At 32.4% G+C, this 15,613-nt stretch carries 15 protein-coding genes; 14 read left to right on the top strand and 1 reads right to left on the bottom strand.

From position 1 onward, the window contains the following. The first annotated feature begins 171 nt into the window (after positions 1–171). The 11 genes from B0A57_RS02190 (at position 172) to B0A57_RS02140 (ending at position 10,842) form a co-directional block, all read left to right on the top strand. Positions 172–924, top strand: coding sequence for a carboxypeptidase-like regulatory domain-containing protein (locus tag B0A57_RS02190; protein WP_011963924.1), 753 nt, complete (start codon positions 172–174; stop codon positions 922–924). Positions 925–940: 16 nt separating this feature from the next. Further along, positions 941–1,726: a sulfite exporter TauE/SafE family protein gene (locus B0A57_RS02185; protein WP_034098604.1), complete on the top strand. Its 786-nt coding sequence runs from the start codon at positions 941–943 to the stop codon at positions 1,724–1,726. 82 nt (positions 1,727–1,808) lie between these two features. Then, on the top strand, positions 1,809–3,230 hold the full coding sequence (locus tag B0A57_RS02180; RefSeq protein WP_034098602.1) for an MBL fold metallo-hydrolase: 1,422 nt from the start codon (positions 1,809–1,811) through the stop codon (positions 3,228–3,230). 11 nt (positions 3,231–3,241) lie between these two features. Beyond that, the gene (locus B0A57_RS02175) at positions 3,242–3,559 is read left to right on the top strand and encodes a rhodanese-like domain-containing protein (protein ID WP_034098612.1); all 318 of its coding nucleotides are present in this window, start codon (positions 3,242–3,244) and stop codon (positions 3,557–3,559) included. A 2-nt stretch (positions 3,560–3,561) separates the two neighbouring features. Next, complete coding sequence (locus B0A57_RS02170; RefSeq protein WP_011963920.1) at positions 3,562–3,759, top strand: hypothetical protein; 198 nt, start codon at positions 3,562–3,564, stop codon at positions 3,757–3,759. 2 nt (positions 3,760–3,761) lie between these two features. Then, on the top strand, positions 3,762–4,064 hold the full coding sequence (trxA, locus tag B0A57_RS02165) for a thioredoxin (RefSeq protein ID WP_011963919.1): 303 nt from the start codon (positions 3,762–3,764) through the stop codon (positions 4,062–4,064). Between the two features lie 438 nt (positions 4,065–4,502). Continuing rightward, positions 4,503–4,712: a hypothetical protein gene (locus B0A57_RS02160; protein WP_034098599.1), complete on the top strand. Its 210-nt coding sequence runs from the start codon at positions 4,503–4,505 to the stop codon at positions 4,710–4,712. A gap of 135 nt (positions 4,713–4,847) precedes the next feature. Beyond that, the gene (locus B0A57_RS02155; RefSeq protein WP_011963918.1) at positions 4,848–6,161 is read left to right on the top strand and encodes a TolC family protein; all 1,314 of its coding nucleotides are present in this window, start codon (positions 4,848–4,850) and stop codon (positions 6,159–6,161) included. A gap of 2 nt (positions 6,162–6,163) precedes the next feature. Continuing rightward, entirely contained in the window at positions 6,164–7,249 is a 1,086-nt protein-coding gene (locus tag B0A57_RS02150) for an efflux RND transporter periplasmic adaptor subunit (protein ID WP_034098597.1), read from the top strand. A 167-nt stretch (positions 7,250–7,416) separates the two neighbouring features. After that, positions 7,417–10,641: an efflux RND transporter permease subunit gene (locus B0A57_RS02145; protein WP_034098594.1), complete on the top strand. Its 3,225-nt coding sequence runs from the start codon at positions 7,417–7,419 to the stop codon at positions 10,639–10,641. 15 nt (positions 10,642–10,656) lie between these two features. After that, a complete protein-coding gene (locus tag B0A57_RS02140) occupies positions 10,657–10,842 on the top strand; it encodes a YgaP family membrane protein (RefSeq protein WP_011963915.1) in 186 nt (61 codons plus the stop codon). A 24-nt stretch (positions 10,843–10,866) separates the two neighbouring features. Here the strand turns inward: B0A57_RS02140 and B0A57_RS02135 are convergent, their stop codons facing one another. Further along, positions 10,867–11,520, bottom strand: coding sequence for a TrmH family RNA methyltransferase (locus tag B0A57_RS02135; RefSeq protein ID WP_011963914.1), 654 nt, complete (start codon positions 11,518–11,520; stop codon positions 10,867–10,869). Between the two features lie 148 nt (positions 11,521–11,668). Between B0A57_RS02135 and B0A57_RS02130 the strand changes: the two genes are divergently transcribed. From B0A57_RS02130 to B0A57_RS02120, 3 genes are all read left to right on the top strand, one after another. After that, on the top strand, positions 11,669–12,361 hold the full coding sequence (locus B0A57_RS02130; RefSeq protein WP_034098592.1) for an SIR2 family NAD-dependent protein deacylase: 693 nt from the start codon (positions 11,669–11,671) through the stop codon (positions 12,359–12,361). Positions 12,362–12,448: 87 nt separating this feature from the next. Continuing rightward, the gene (gene purB, locus B0A57_RS02125) at positions 12,449–13,792 is read left to right on the top strand and encodes an adenylosuccinate lyase (RefSeq protein ID WP_034098590.1); all 1,344 of its coding nucleotides are present in this window, start codon (positions 12,449–12,451) and stop codon (positions 13,790–13,792) included. Between the two features lie 253 nt (positions 13,793–14,045). Then, a complete protein-coding gene (locus tag B0A57_RS02120; RefSeq protein WP_034098588.1) occupies positions 14,046–15,305 on the top strand; it encodes an aminotransferase class I/II-fold pyridoxal phosphate-dependent enzyme in 1,260 nt (419 codons plus the stop codon). Positions 15,306–15,613 lie beyond the last annotated feature (308 nt).

Below are 15,613 nucleotides of genomic sequence, written 5' to 3'. Positions count from 1 at the left end.
TTTTTAGTGGACACTAGTGAAAAAACATCTAAAAAAAAAATAGAAATTACATGTTGATTGATATTTATACTTTTGATTTAATTAACAATAATAGTTAATTTTCTTATAATTATAAAATAAATCGAAAATATCTCGTGATGAATAATTACATTAGCCTAACAAACTGTAAGCATGAGAAATTTTACCATTTTATTTATATTTTTTATTTCATTTTCGGCAATTTCGCAAGAAACGATTATTTCTGGTACCGTTATAAACGACAATACTTTATCACCATTATGGAATATAAATGTCGTAAATATAAACCTCGTAAAAGGCGCTGTAACCGATGCAAAAGGAAATTTTAAAATTCCAGCTAATGTAAATGATGTATTGCTTGTTTCGAGTTTAGGTTTTCAATCTATCGAAATAAAAGTAACAAACGACTGGATAAAAAGTAACGCAAACCGTATTCATCTTACAGAAAAAGCTTATGCACTCGAAGAAGTTGTGATTCTGCCATACGATTTAACAGGTTATCTCGAAGTCGATTCGAAACTCATTCCCGAAAAAGAAAATTACTGGTACAATATTTCTGGACTAACCAGTAGATATGAAGCTGGCGAGAGTTCTCCAGGTGCTTTTGGTAGGGTTATGAATTCTTTGTTTAATCCAGCAGATATGCTTTACAATTTCTTTGGTAAAAAACCAAAAGAACTTAAAAGGCTTAAAGAATTGAAAAAAGATGAAAATTTAAGAAATTTGCTTCAAACAAAATACGATCATCAAACTATTTACTTGCTTTTAGGTATCGATAAAAAAGAGCTTACTGAAATTTTGCAGCGTTGTAGCTACTCTGAAACATTTGTAAAAACAGCAAATGATTTACAAATTTTAGATGCTATAAACGGCTGTTATGAGGAATATAAAGTTTTAAAAAAATAGTTTAAAAAAAATCACAATGGAATATTTAGGCTATTTTGCTTCAATACTTATAGGAATTTCATTAGGATTAATAGGAGGTGGTGGTTCTATTCTTACCATACCTATATTGGTATATTTATTTAAAATAAATCCAGAAAATGCCACTAGTTATTCCTTATTTATAGTAGGAATAACAGCGGGAATAGGATCTTATAAGCATTACTTGTTAGGGAATTTAAAAATAAAATCGGCTTTGTATTTTGCCTTTCCTTCTGTATTATCACTATTATTTGTTCGAAAAATAATATTGCCTAATGTTCCCAATCATTTGTTTGTCGTCAATAATTTTGAGGTTACGAAGAATTCACTCATTATGATTGTTTTTGCAATATTGATGATTTTTGCATCTATATCAATGATAAAAAAATCAAATTCTAATAAAAAAACAGAAGGAATTGGCTTTGTTCAGTTGTCTTTTATTGGGTTAATAGTTGGTTTTGTAACAGGTTTTTTAGGTGCTGGAGGCGGTTTTCTTATTATTCCTGCATTAGTGTTTTTTGCCAGTTTAGAAATGAAGCAGGCTATAGGAACTTCCTTATTTATCATTTTTATTAATTCGATGATAGGATTTGGTGGCGATATTATAAACGGAATTGAAGTAGATTATAAATTGCTATTAATCATATCATCAATAGCGATTTTGGGAATGTTTATAGGAACTCATTTGTCAAAAAAAATAGATGGTGCTAAATTAAAACCAGCTTTTGGTTGGTTTGTTTTGGTCATGGGAGGGTATATTATTTATAAAGAATTTTTTTTATAAATATAAAATAGAACTGTGATAATTATCACTAATTATAAAAAAAAGAAGGCTTATTTTTGTCTAATCATATTGAAAAAATATCATGCAAATAGAACAAATTTACACAGGATGTTTAGCTCAAGGAGCTTATTATATTACTTCAAATGGTGAGGCTGTTATTATAGACCCACTTCGTGAAACAAAACCTTATCTAGACAGGCTAGAAAGAGATAATGTGAAGTTGAAATATATTTTTGAAACCCATTTTCATGCCGATTTTGTTTCTGGTCATTTAGATTTAAGCACAAAAACTGGCGCATCAATTGTTTATGGGCCTACTGCAAAACCTGATTTCGAATTTATTTCTGCTCATGATAACCAAGAATTTACCATAGGGAATATTAAAATAAAAGTATTACACACCCCTGGACATACTATGGAAAGTTCTTGTTTTTTGCTTATTGACGAAAACGGAAAAGACAAAGCTGTTTTCTCAGGAGATACTTTGTTTATTGGTGATGTGGGGCGACCAGATTTAGCACAAAAAGCCGCATCAATGACACAAGATGAGTTGGCTGGCATATTGTTCGATTCATTAAGAACAAAAATAATGACACTTGCTGACGATGTAATAGTATATCCCGCACATGGTGCCGGTTCTGCTTGTGGCAAAAATATGAGTAAAGAAACGGTATCTACTATAGGAGAACAAAAACAATCTAATTATGCACTAAGAGCTAATATGACTAAAGCTGAATTTATTGCCGAAGTAACAGATGGTTTATTACCGCCTCCGTCGTATTTTGGAATGAATGTAGCCATGAATAAATCAGGAATTCCTAGTTTCGAAAATGTATTGCACGCCGGCATGAAAGCGTTATCAGTAACAGAATTTGAAGCCATTGCTGAAGAAACAACCGCTTTAATTTTAGATACCAGAAGCAATAGCGATTTTGCTAAAGGACATATTCCGCAATCTATAAATATTGGCATCGCTGGAGATTTTGCCCCTTGGGTAGGTGCATTAATTGCCAATGTAAACCAGCCAATAATCATAGTTTCAGACATTGGTAAAGAAGAAGAAACTATAACTAGACTAAGCCGTGTAGGTTTCGATACTATTTTAGGCCATTTGCAAGGTGGTTTTCAATCTTGGAAAAATACAGGAAAAGAAATAGATACTGTAAACCGAATTACCGCTGCCGAATTTGAAAACAAAGTAAAAATAGGCGAAAGTAAAATTATCGATATTCGTAAAGAAACAGAATATAGTGCAGCACATATCGAAGAAGCTTTTTGCAAACCTTTAGCAAATATAAACGATTGGATAAAAGACATCAATCCGAAAGAACATTTCTTTATGCATTGTGCAGGTGGGTATCGTAGTATGATTGCGGCCTCTATATTACAAGCCCGAGGGTATAGAAATTTTACCGAAATAGAGGGGGGGTACAATGCCATTGCAAAAACAAATTTGCCAAAAACCGATTTCGTTTGTCAAAGCAAAATTTTAAAACAAAACTAAAAAACCAAGCCATGTTTAATTTTTTTAAAAAACTATTTTCAGGTAGTAGTACTATCAATTTAAAAGAAATAATTACAAACGGCGCTTTTCTAGTCGATGTTCGTTCGCAAGGAGAATATTTAGCGGGTCATGTAAAAGGCTCTACAAATATTCCTTTAGATCAAATAAAAAATAAAATAGAAAAGTTTAAAGGGAAAAAAAACATTATTGTTTTCTGCCAAAGCGGTATGAGAAGTAGCCAAGCCAAAGGAATATTAGAAAAAAACGGTTTTACTAATGTTATAAATGGTAAGACTTGGAAAAATATAGATAATTTATTAAACAGCTAATTATGAAAGATTTATTGTTTTTAAATTGGCATTTAATGCGTTGGGTACGGTTAGTATTTGCAATATTTTTATTTGGTCAAGCTTACACAACTGGTCAATGGGCTTTTATAGCTATTGGGTTATTTTTCTTAGTTCAAGTGATTTTTAATTTAGGCTGTAGCCAAAATGGTTGCACAATTCCTACTAACAGAAAAAAATAAAGATGAATAATACTTTTCATGATATAATAAATTCAGAAAAACCCGTTTTAATAGATTTTTTTGGAACGTGGTGTGGTCCTTGTCAGATGCTAGCGCCTATCTTGAAAGAAGTTAAAAATAGTATTGGCAATCGTATTTCAATAATTAAAATTGATGTTGATAAAAATCAAGAATTAGCCGCTAAATACCAAGTTCGTGGTGTTCCTACAATGATTTTGTATCAAAACGGAAAACAATTATGGAGGCAATCTGGTGTTTTATCTAAAGATGAAATTATTAGAATAATTTTAGAAAAAAGTAATTAAACAAGGAGAATGTTAAAAAATACACAAGATTTAAATTTTGTGCTTTTTAAAATTATTTTTTTTTATATTTATCATTATAAAGTTAAGCGTTAGTATATTGTGTTTTTGTTTTATTGCTATAACAGTTGCTCGAACTCTTAAAATAAAAAATATATTTTTCTAAATATCAGATTTCTTGCTGTAAAAACAATAATTTTAAATCCGATAAATGTGAGAAAGTAAAAAGTGTTTTAAGTTTACACTTCGATGCAAGTTAATTTATCATAAATTAGATTGAAGCCGTTTTAATACATAATAATTTCGAAATTCATCAAAAACAAAATTTATATTATACATAATTTTTAACTGAAAAACATAACGAAAATATCCGGTAACCGCCCGAAATAAATTGCATTTCCTAAGAAAAAAATAAGTATTAAATATTAAAAACCATATAAAATGAAAAAATTAATTTCAACATTAGCAATTGTAACATTCTTATTTACAACAAACATCAACGCTCAAGAAGCAAAACCAAAAGATAAGAAAGAATGTACTACTCATAAAGATAAAAAAACATGTGATCATAAAGATAAAAAAACATGTACTAAAGAAGAAATGAAATCTTGTACGAAAGATAAAAAGGCAGGATGTTGTGCAAAAAAATAAAATTTAAAATAAAATTTTAAACCACATTTTAAAGTGTTTGAGCAATCAAACACTTTTTTTTTGTCTATGTGACATTTGTTACTGACTTCCCCTTTTTCGCATTATATATTTGCTTCATTATTTAGAAATACAATCATGAAGAAAATAAATTTAATAGTACTCCTAGCAACAATTTCCTTTTCAACCATTAGTTATAGTCAGGATACTTTGGCTATTTCTAAAAAAGATATTTGGCAAAAAGCATCCGACAAAAACCTACAAATTAAAATAGGAAATCAGAATTTTAAATCGGCACAAGCAGATTATAAACAATCTAATTCACTATTCTTACCTAGTATTACTGCTTCACACACGGCGATTTCTACAACAAATCCTTTGATGGCTTTTGGTTCTAAATTGAATCAGGAAATAGTAACAGCCTCAGATTTTAATCCAGATTTGTTAAATAATCCAGCTAAAATTCAAAATTTTGCTACAAAATTCGAAATCCAACAACCATTAATTAATATAGATGGAATTTACGCAAGGCAAGCAGCCAAAGTTAAAATGGAAGCGTTTCAATTGCAAACCGAACGCACAAAAGAACACCTAGAACTTGATCTTTCTAAAACATTTATGCAATTACAATTGGCATACAAAGCTGTAAAAGTTTTAGAAAAAGCAAATGCAACTGGTAAAGCCAATTTAAAATTGGTTGGAAATTATTTTAAACAGGGAATGGTACAAAAAACCGATTTGCTTAATGTTGAAGTTCGTGTTAATGAAATTACAAATCAGTTGCAATACGCAAAAAGTAATGTTCAAAACGTGTCCGATTATTTGGGTTTTCTTCTAAATGAGGATACCACAAATAAAGTATTTAAACCTCTCGAAGAATTAGATAATATTATTTTTATTGAAGCTGTAAACGCTCAGTTATCTGATAATAGAAAAGATATTCAGGCCATGAATAAATTGGCAGAAGCCTATAAAAAAATGCTACAATCGAGCAAAATGAATTTCTTGCCTAGATTAAACGCTTTTGGAAGTTATGAGTTGTATGATCATACTTTATTTGGTACAAGTGCAAAAGGTTATTTAGTTGGTGCTCAATTGTCTTGGAGTTTTTTTGATGGTTATAAATCTATCGGGAAAACGGAAAAAGCCAAAGCCGATTTTCAAAAAGCGGCAATAGAAACTCAGCAATACAAAGCGCAAAGTCAATTAGATTTGAATAAAACCAATCGCCAATTGAAAGATGCCGAAAACAAAGTAACCTTATCAAGATTAGCTTTCGAACAATCGGAAGAAGCGTATAGAATACGTCAAAATCGTTTCAGCCAAGGTTTAGAAAAAACTACCGATTTATTACAGTCTGAAACACAAATGATTCAGAAAGAATTGGAACACTTACAATCGGTTTTCGAATATAATTTTACTAAACAATACTTACAATTTTTAACAAGATAATTATGAAAAAAATATTTTTAACAAGCATAGTCCTTTCTCTTACTTTATTCCTTTCATGCGGAAAAGAGAAAACCGAAATAACAAACAATACACCAGCAATTGCTGTAAAAGTAAGCGGAATATCTGCCAATACTAATTCGCCTTTTGTAACTGCTAGCGGAAAAATTGAGGCCGAAAATAGCGCCAATGTTTCTACCAGAATGATGGGTTATGTTACAAAAGTTTATGTAAAAGTAGGACAAAAAGTAACTGCTGGTCAATTATTAGTAAGTGTAAACAACACCGATTTGCAAGCCAAAAAAGCACAAGTAGAGGCTTCTATTTTGCAAGCAACTGCAGTTTTTAGCAATGCTAAAAAGGATTATGATCGATTTACGGCTTTATTTAATCAACAAAGTGCTTCGCAAAAAGAACTAGATGATATGACCTCACGCTACGAAATGGCAAAAGCTGGTTTAGAAGGGGCAAAACAAATGCGTAACGAAGTAATGGCGCAGTTTTCTTATGCTAATATTACGGCTCCATTTTTAGGCGAAGTAACCAATACATTTGTTAAAGAAGGCGATATGGCAAATCCAGGAATGCCATTAGTAAGTCTTGAAGGTGCTTCTCGTTTGCAAGTTACTGCAATGGTATCGGAAAGTGACATCACATCGATTAAAAATGGAATGAATGTAAAAGTTTTAGTAAAATCGACCAATCAGGAATTATCTGGAAAAGTGGTTGAAGTAAGTGGTTCGGCAAAAAATACTGGTGGACAATATTTGGTAAAAATTAATTTAAATACAACTGGAAACAAAGTCTTATCTGGCATGTTTGTTAATGTGCAATTTCCTGTTGCGAATCAGGTTACTACCTTAACAAAACAATCTGATAAGGTCTTAATCCCAGAAAGTGCTTTAGTAAAACAAGGACAACTAACTGGAATTTATACCATTGGAAACGGAAATAGAGCTATTTTAAGATGGTTGCGAATTGGCAAAACATTCGGTAATCAAGTCGAGGTTTTATCTGGATTGTCGTTTAACGAGCAATATATAGTTTCTGCTGATGGCAAATTATATAATGGTGCCAAAGTGAATTTTTGATAATTTGATTTCAGAGAATTTTCTCTATAAAATTAAGAGTTGGTTTATAAAACAATGCCGCGTAAGGGATAGTAGTGGAAATCCTTTTTGAGAGGAACGAACAAAAAGATTGTAACGAATAGCCCGACCCGCTTTTTCAGCGGGTTACGCCCAAATAAAAAAAAATTATGCAAGAAGGTATATCAGGTAAAATAGCACATTTTTTTATTAATTCGAAATTGACCATTTTGTTGATGGTGGGTTTGATGATAATTGGAGTGTACAGCTCGTTTTTAATTCCGAGGGAAGAAGAGCCACAAATAAATGTTCCTATGGCCGATGTCATGGTGGGTTATCCCGGTGCTAGCCCAAGTGAAGTAGAAAGTCGTGTTGTAAAACCATTAGAAAAAATATTATCTAATATAAAAGGGGTCGAACACGTGCATAGTATGGCGATGAACGGGCAAGCGGTTTTGATTGTTCAGTTTTATGTTGGGCAAGATGTTGAACGTTCGTATGTAAAATTGTATGACGAATTGGCGAAACACGAAAATATGTTTCCGCAAGGGGTGTACAAACCTATGGTAAAAACACGTTCTATTGACGATGTTCCGATGTTGGGATTAACGCTTTGGAGTGAAAAATTAGATGATTTTGAAATTCGTCAAATTGCCGAAGAAGTTACCTCTGAAGTTGAGAAAGTGAAAGATGTTGCCATTACTAGAGAAATTGGAGGTAGAAACCGCCAAGTAAAAGTAGTTTTAGATAAAGATAAAATGGCCGAAAATGGTGTTGATGCTTTGGGAATTATGCAAATGATTCAAGCCAATAATGGTAGCTCGCAATCGGGAAGTTTTGTTAATAATGACCAAGAATATTTGGTTACTACGGGACAGTTTCTAAAATCATCGGAAGATGTTGAGAATTTAGTTGTTGGTGTTAATGCTAATTTGCCAGTTTATTTAAAACAAGTGGCTTCGATACAAGACGGACCCGCTACACCAAGTAGTTATGTTTCTTTTGGATATGGCAAAGCCAACGATAAATTCAAAACTTCAAAATCAGAATATCCTGCCGTGACTATTTCTATCGGAAAAGTAAAAGGTGCCGATGCGATGAAAATATCAGAAAAAATATTAGAGCGAGTAGAGCAACTTAAAAAAACGATTATCACCGATGATGTACATGTAGAAGTAACTCGTAATTACGGAGAAACAGCTTCAGATAAAGTAGGCGAATTATTAATGCACTTAGCAATTGCTATTATAGCCGTTACTTTTTTAGTAATATTAGCTATGGGATGGCGTGGCGGATTGGTCGTTTTCTTCTCTGTTCCTTTAACCTTTGCTTTGACCTTATTTGCTTATTATTTATTAGGTTATACTTTAAATAGAATCACGCTTTTTGCTTTGGTTTTTGTGGTAGGAATTGTAGTTGATGATAGTATTATTATTGCCGAAAACATGCACCGTCATTTCAAAATGAAGCGATTACCGTTTAAACAAGCTGCTATTTATGCTATAAATGAAGTAGGAAATCCAACTATATTAGCCACATTTACAGTAATTGCTGCTATTTTACCTATGGCATTTGTATCTGGAATGATGGGGCCTTATATGAGTCCGATGCCTATTGGTGCTTCGATTGCGATGTTACTTTCGTTATTTGTTGCCTTGACTGTAACGCCTTATTTGGGGTATCATTTGCTTCAAGAAAAAGACGAGCAAAAACACAAAGAGGAAGAAGGTTTAGAAACCAATTGGATTTATAAAATTTACAACAAATTAGAACGTCCGTTATTAGAAAGTAGTAAAAAAAGAAGAATTTTAATCGGACTAACGGTTTTGCTTTTAATAGGTTCGGTTACAATGTTTTTTACCAAATCGGTGATTGTAAAAATGTTGCCTTTTGATAATAAAAACGAATTTCAAGTAGTGATTGATATGCCCGAAGGAACCACTTTAGAAAGAACAGCGGCAGTAACTCAAGAAATTGCACAATATCTTTCTACTGTTCCAGAAGTGGTAAATTATCAAAATTATATCGGAACATCAGCACCTATAACCTTCAACGGATTAGTACGTCATTACGATTTACGTGGTGGCAGTAATATGGCAGACATTCAGGTCAATTTGTTGCACAAAGAAAATCGTGACTTACAAAGTCATGGCATTGCTAAAATAGTTCGTCCCGAAGTGCAAAAAATTGCTAAAAAATATGGTGCCAATGTAAAAATTATCGAAGTTCCGCCAGGACCACCAGTATTATCTACTTTGGTTGCCGAGATTTATGGCCCAAATTACAAAGACCAAATTAAAGTAGCCAATCAGGTGAAAGGTATTTTAGAAACGACTTCAGATATTGTAGATGTCGATTGGATGACCGAAGACAATCAAACAGAATACAAACTTGAGGTAGATAAAGAAAAAGCCATGCTAAACGGAATTGCGCCTCAACAAATTATTGGAAATTTGACTTATTTATTAAAAGAATATCCAGTTTCTAATTTATATGATGAAAATTCTAATGACAATGTAGGTATTGTGCTTTCGCTCGACGATAAAGACAAAACTTCATTACAAGACATCGAAAATCTGAAAATAAAAGGCAGTCGTGGTAATGTAGTTCCTGTAAGCGATTTGGTAAAAGTGATTAAAGATACTTTGCAGAAAACCATTTACAGAAAAGATCAAAAGCGAGTGGTTTATGTAACTGCCGATATGGCTGGAGCCTTAGAAAGTCCTGTATATGCCATTTTAGGAATGAATGAAAAACTCCAAAAAATGCACTTGCCAAAAGGGTATAAAGTTAATGAGTTGTATATGGATCAACCATCGGACGAAAGTGATTTTACCGTAAAATGGGACGGAGAATGGCAAATTACACTAGAAGTATTTCGTGATTTAGGTGTAGCTTTTATGGTTGTAATTGTTATTATTTATATGTTGATCGTAGGTTGGTTTCAAAATTTTAAAACCCCAATGGTCATGATGATGGCAATACCACTATCGTTAATAGGAATTGTATTCGGACACTGGTTGTTAGGTGCCTTTTTTACAGCAACGTCTTTTATAGGAATGATTGCTTTGGCTGGAGTAATGGTACGAAACTCAGTTCTATTAATAGACTTTATAGAAATCCGACTCCACGATGGTATTCCGTTAAAACAAGCCATTATTGAAGCAGGCGCTGTGAGAACAACCCCAATTTTACTAACCACTGGAGCAGTAGTTATTGGCGCATCTATCATATTATTTGATCCAATCTTTCAAGGATTAGCCATTTCGTTAGTATTTGGAGCCATTGTTTCTACGATATTAACCTTGTTAGTAGTGCCTATTATTTATTATGTTACTGAAAGAAAAAAATGGGAAAAAAATATTGAAGAAACAGATAACGACATCATTAATTAATAAAAAATTAAAATTATGAAAAATAAAATTTTTAGAATAATAGTTGGTTCATTTATCTTAATCAGTTTACTATTGTCAATCTATGTCAATCAAAACTGGTTGTGGTTTACGGCTTTTATAGGAGTAAATTTATTTCAATCGGGAATTACAAAATGGTGTTTATTGGAAATTATATTGTCTAAATTAGGATTCAAAGATTAGATGATTTTTAGAAATGAAGCTCGATTATATATTATAATATCGGGCTTCTATTCTTTTAATATCTTTAATAGAATTTTTAGCCCAAGCCAATCTTTTTTCTAGGATTTCATCATCAGATAATTTCCAATTCACATCAGATTTGCGTAATCTTTCGGTTAGATTTTGAATGATAATTGCTGCCGAAACCGATATGTTTAAACTTTCGGTAAAACCAACCATCGGGATTTTCAGAAAACCATCGGCTTGTTTGAGAATTTCTTCCGACAAACCATCTCTTTCGGTACCAAAAAACAAAGCACTTGGTTTAGAAATATCAAAATCTTCTAGCAAACAATCATTTTCATGTGGCGTGGTGGCAATAATCTGATACCCTTTGTTTTTTAAACTTTCGATACAATTTGTAACGCTATCAAAAGTATTAATATCTACCCATTTCTGAGCGCCCATCGCAATTTCCTTATCGATACTTTTGCCATATCTTTCCTCGATTACATTAAGTTCTTGAATTCCAAAAACTTCGCAACTTCGCATGACGGCACTTGTATTATGCATCTGAAAAATATCTTCAACAGCAATTGTAAAATGGTTGGTTCTGTTTTCTAAGACTTTCAAAAATTTCTCTTTGCGGTTGTCTGTTAGTATGTTTTCCAAAAAAGCCAAGTAATCTAAATCGATCATTTTTTTAATAGTATTTTTTGCAAAAATAGTGAAAGAGAATTTATTTAAATCTAATACTTTTATATCTTTGAGAAAAGAGACAATATATTACCTATTTTGTAATTCCTAGGAATGACAAGTTTGAGATTAGACAATACCTTAACATACAATGAAAAAGAAATTAGTTATTTTAACAGGTGCTGGAATTTCTGCCGAAAGCGGTATAAAAACCTTTCGTGATAGTGGCGGACTTTGGGAAGGGCATAATGTTGAAGATGTTGCTACACCCCAAGGGTGGCATAAGAATCCTACTTTGGTTCTCGATTTTTATAACAAACGCCGTCAGGAACTTAAAACGGTAAAACCGAATGAAGCGCACTTAATTTTGGCCGATTTAGAAAATGATTTCGATATGCAAATTATTACCCAAAATGTAGATAATTTGCACGAAAGAGCAGGAAGTAAAAATGTTTTGCATTTGCATGGCGAATTATTGAAAGTTAGAAGTACAAAAAACGAAAATTATATTTTAGATTGGTCGGAGAATTTGCATTTGGGCGATTTTGATGATAAAAAAAACCAACTTCGTCCGCATATTGTATGGTTTGGCGAAGATGTTCCTGCATTAGAATACGCAGTCGAATTGGTACAATTAGCCGATATTTTAATCATTATAGGCACTTCCTTACAAGTGTATCCTGCAGCAAGTTTGATGCATTTTGCGGCCGAAGATTGTCTAGTTTATTATATAGATCCAAATCCTGCAAATGTTAGTAATACGCCACAAAATTTTAAAATCATTGAAGCTTTAGCATCAAAAGGGATGCAAATTTTGCAAAAAGAACTAAAGAAACAACAATGACAGTTTCAATCTAAAAATCTAACAGTCTAACAGTCTAATTTTCTAATTTTCTAATTATCTTTGCGCCTTTAAACAACAACACAACAAATGCAACTAACTGAATTGAATGCTGTTTCGCCAATAGATGGTCGTTATAGAAGTAAAACCAAATCACTTTCAACCTATTTTTCTGAAGAAGCCTTAATAAAATATCGAGTTTTAGTAGAAATCGAATATTTTATTGCACTTTGCGAGGCTAACTTGCCACAACTTTCAGGAATAAATCCTACTATTTATCCAGATTTGAGAAATATTTACGAAAACTTCTCAACCGAAGAGGCTCTTTGGATAAAAGAAACCGAAAAAACAACAAACCATGACGTAAAAGCAGTCGAATATTTCATCAAAGAAGCTTTCGAAAAGTTAGGTTTGTCGCAATATAAAGAGTTTATTCACTTCGGATTAACCTCGCAAGATATTAACAATACAGCGATTCCGCTATCTACAAAAGAAGCGTTCGAGAAAGTATATTTGCCATCATTAATAGGTTTGGTTTCTAAACTAAAAGAATTAAGTGTAGAATGGGCAGCAGTACCAATGTTAGCCAGAACCCATGGTCAACCTGCTTCACCAACACGTTTGGGCAAAGAAATTGGTGTTTTTGTAGAACGATTAGAAGAGCAAATGCGTTTGTTATTTAATATTCCTTTTGCTGCAAAATTTGGTGGGGCTACAGGAAATTACAACGCACATCATGTGGCTTATCCTAACACAGATTGGAGAAAATTTGGAAGCAATTTTGTAGAAGATACACTAGGTTTGCACCATTCTTTTCCAACAACACAAATAGAACATTACGATCATTTTGCCGCATTTTTCGATGCTTTAAAAAGAATAAATACTATTATAATCGATTTAGATAGAGATATTTGGACCTATGTTTCGATGGAATATTTTAAGCAAAAAATAAAAGCAGGAGAAATAGGATCATCTGCAATGCCACACAAAGTAAACCCAATAGATTTTGAAAATTCTGAAGGAAATTTAGGAATTGCCAATGCAATTTTTGAGCACCTTTCGGCAAAATTACCATTGTCTAGATTGCAACGCGATTTAACAGATAGTACCGTTTTAAGAAATATTGGTGTGCCTATGGGACATACTTTAATCGCTTTTGAAGCCACATTAAAAGGATTAAATAAATTACTGCTAAACGAACCTAAATTTCACGAAGATTTAGAGAAAAACTGGGCAGTTGTGGCAGAAGCTATTCAAACGATTTTGCGTCGCGAAGGGTATCCTAATCCTTACGAAGCCCTGAAAGGACTCACAAGAACCAATACTACTATCGATAAAAAAGCGATTCATGATTTTATTGCTACTTTAGATGTTTCTGAAGCCATTAAAAACGAATTGTTAGTTATTACGCCAAGTAATTTTTTGGGGATATAATTTCTGATATAGCGTAAAATGAATAAAATATTGTTGTTTTCTTGTGTGAATTTAACCACAATGTTTATTATGAAAACGCTATTTTTAGCCCTGATGGTAACGGCATCCTTTTGCTTTTTTCTTTAGAAAGCAAAAGATAGAGTGAACAGCAGGAATAGCTCCTAAAAAAATTATGATAAGAGAGATTAAATAATTAATTTTGCAGTCGATTCCGAAGCGTCGGAACTAGATTTAAAATTTAGATTTTAATATTATGGTAAAAGATTTATTCGAAAGAATTCAAAACAATAAAGGACCATTAGGAAAATGGGCTTCGCAGGCAGAAGGATATTTTGTGTTTCCAAAATTAGAAGGCGAATTGGGTCCAAGAATGCAATTTAAAGGAAAAAATATATTAAACTGGAGTTTAAATGACTATTTGGGTCTTGCAAATCACCCAGAAGTGCGTCAGGCAGACACTGATGCAGCAATGCGATATGGTGCCGCTTATCCTATGGGGGCTCGTATGATGTCTGGTCATACGGATGCTCACGAACAATTAGAAAAAGAATTAGCCGCTTTTGTAATGAAAGAATCGGCTTACTTATTAAATTTTGGTTACCAAGGAATGGTGTCTATTATAGATGCTTTAGTAACTAAAAACGATGTCATTGTATATGATGTAGATGCACATGCTTGTATTATAGATGGTGTTCGTTTGCACATGGGAAAACGTTTTACCTATCGCCATAATGATATTGAGAGTATGGAGAAAAACCTGCAACGTGCTACAAAATTAGCTGAAGAAACTGGTGGCGGAATTTTGTTTATCACAGAAGGTGTTTTCGGGATGCGTGGACAACAAGGAAAGTTGAAAGAAATTGTAGAAATGAAGAAAAAATACAATTTCCGTTTGCTAGTAGATGATGCACATGGTTTTGGAACGCTAGGAAAAACTGGAGCAGGAGCAGGAGAGGAGCAAGGTTGTCAGGACGATATTGATGTTTATTTTTCGACTTTTGCAAAATCGATGGCAAATATTGGGGCTTTTGTTGCCGCAGATAAAGAGATTATCGATTACTTAAAATATAATTTACGTTCGCAAATGTTTGCCAAAGCCTTGCCAATGATTCAAACAGTTGGTTCGCTAAAGCGTTTGGAATTATTGCGTAAATCGTCTGAAATAAAAGACAAACTTTGGGTAAATGTAAATGCGCTACAAAGTGGTTTGAGAGAAAAAGGGTTTAATATTGGAGATACAAATACCTGTATTACACCAGTTTATCTTGAAGGTTCTATTCCGGAAGCCATGATTATGGTAAACGATTTGAGAGAAAACTATGGTATTTTCCTTTCGATAGTGGTTTATCCAGTAATTCCTAAAGGTATGATTTTACTAAGAATGATTCCTACAGCATCTCACACTATTGCCGATATTGATGAAACACTGACTGCTTTTGAAGCTATTCGTGAAAAATTAGTAAACGGAACGTATAAAGAAATTGCAGATAGAACAACGGTTGATGTTTCTTAATGTATAATTTATAATTTTAAAAAAAACCATTCATGTGAATGGTTTTTTTTTATTATAATTATTTAGATATAGTTCAAGTTTATTTGTTTCAATTGAATTTACTGTATCAATTATCATTTCTAATCCTATATAACTTTGGTACTTATTTATTTTTTCAAGAATTTCTTTTGTAATTTTTTTATATAATCTTCGCTCTGAAGTTTCATTTTTTTTATTATATAATTTGAAGTTATCCCATCCATAATTTAATTGATGTTTTATTTATCTCAACATAGTTTTAAAAGTATAAAATATAATTGTCAATAATC

This window comes from Flavobacterium psychrophilum DSM 3660 = ATCC 49418 (assembly GCF_002217405.1).
Lineage (GTDB): Bacteria > Bacteroidota > Bacteroidia > Flavobacteriales > Flavobacteriaceae > Flavobacterium > Flavobacterium psychrophilum.
This window is presented reverse-complemented; position numbering and strand designations above follow the sequence as displayed.

Coding starts and splice junctions, on each gene's coding strand:
- B0A57_RS02190 (WP_011963924.1), top strand. CDS start 172: ATGAGAAATTTTACCATTTTATTTATATTTTTTATTTCATTTTCGGCA.
- B0A57_RS02185 (WP_034098604.1), top strand. CDS start 941: ATGGAATATTTAGGCTATTTTGCTTCAATACTTATAGGAATTTCATTA.
- B0A57_RS02180 (WP_034098602.1), top strand. CDS start 1,809: ATGCAAATAGAACAAATTTACACAGGATGTTTAGCTCAAGGAGCTTAT.
- B0A57_RS02175 (WP_034098612.1), top strand. CDS start 3,242: ATGTTTAATTTTTTTAAAAAACTATTTTCAGGTAGTAGTACTATCAAT.
- B0A57_RS02170 (WP_011963920.1), top strand. CDS start 3,562: ATGAAAGATTTATTGTTTTTAAATTGGCATTTAATGCGTTGGGTACGG.
- trxA (WP_011963919.1), top strand. CDS start 3,762: ATGAATAATACTTTTCATGATATAATAAATTCAGAAAAACCCGTTTTA.
- B0A57_RS02160 (WP_034098599.1), top strand. CDS start 4,503: ATGAAAAAATTAATTTCAACATTAGCAATTGTAACATTCTTATTTACA.
- B0A57_RS02155 (WP_011963918.1), top strand. CDS start 4,848: ATGAAGAAAATAAATTTAATAGTACTCCTAGCAACAATTTCCTTTTCA.
- B0A57_RS02150 (WP_034098597.1), top strand. CDS start 6,164: ATGAAAAAAATATTTTTAACAAGCATAGTCCTTTCTCTTACTTTATTC.
- B0A57_RS02145 (WP_034098594.1), top strand. CDS start 7,417: ATGCAAGAAGGTATATCAGGTAAAATAGCACATTTTTTTATTAATTCG.
- B0A57_RS02140 (WP_011963915.1), top strand. CDS start 10,657: ATGAAAAATAAAATTTTTAGAATAATAGTTGGTTCATTTATCTTAATC.
- B0A57_RS02135 (WP_011963914.1), bottom strand. CDS start 11,520: ATGATCGATTTAGATTACTTGGCTTTTTTGGAAAACATACTAACAGAC.
- B0A57_RS02130 (WP_034098592.1), top strand. CDS start 11,669: ATGAAAAAGAAATTAGTTATTTTAACAGGTGCTGGAATTTCTGCCGAA.
- purB (WP_034098590.1), top strand. CDS start 12,449: ATGCAACTAACTGAATTGAATGCTGTTTCGCCAATAGATGGTCGTTAT.
- B0A57_RS02120 (WP_034098588.1), top strand. CDS start 14,046: ATGGTAAAAGATTTATTCGAAAGAATTCAAAACAATAAAGGACCATTA.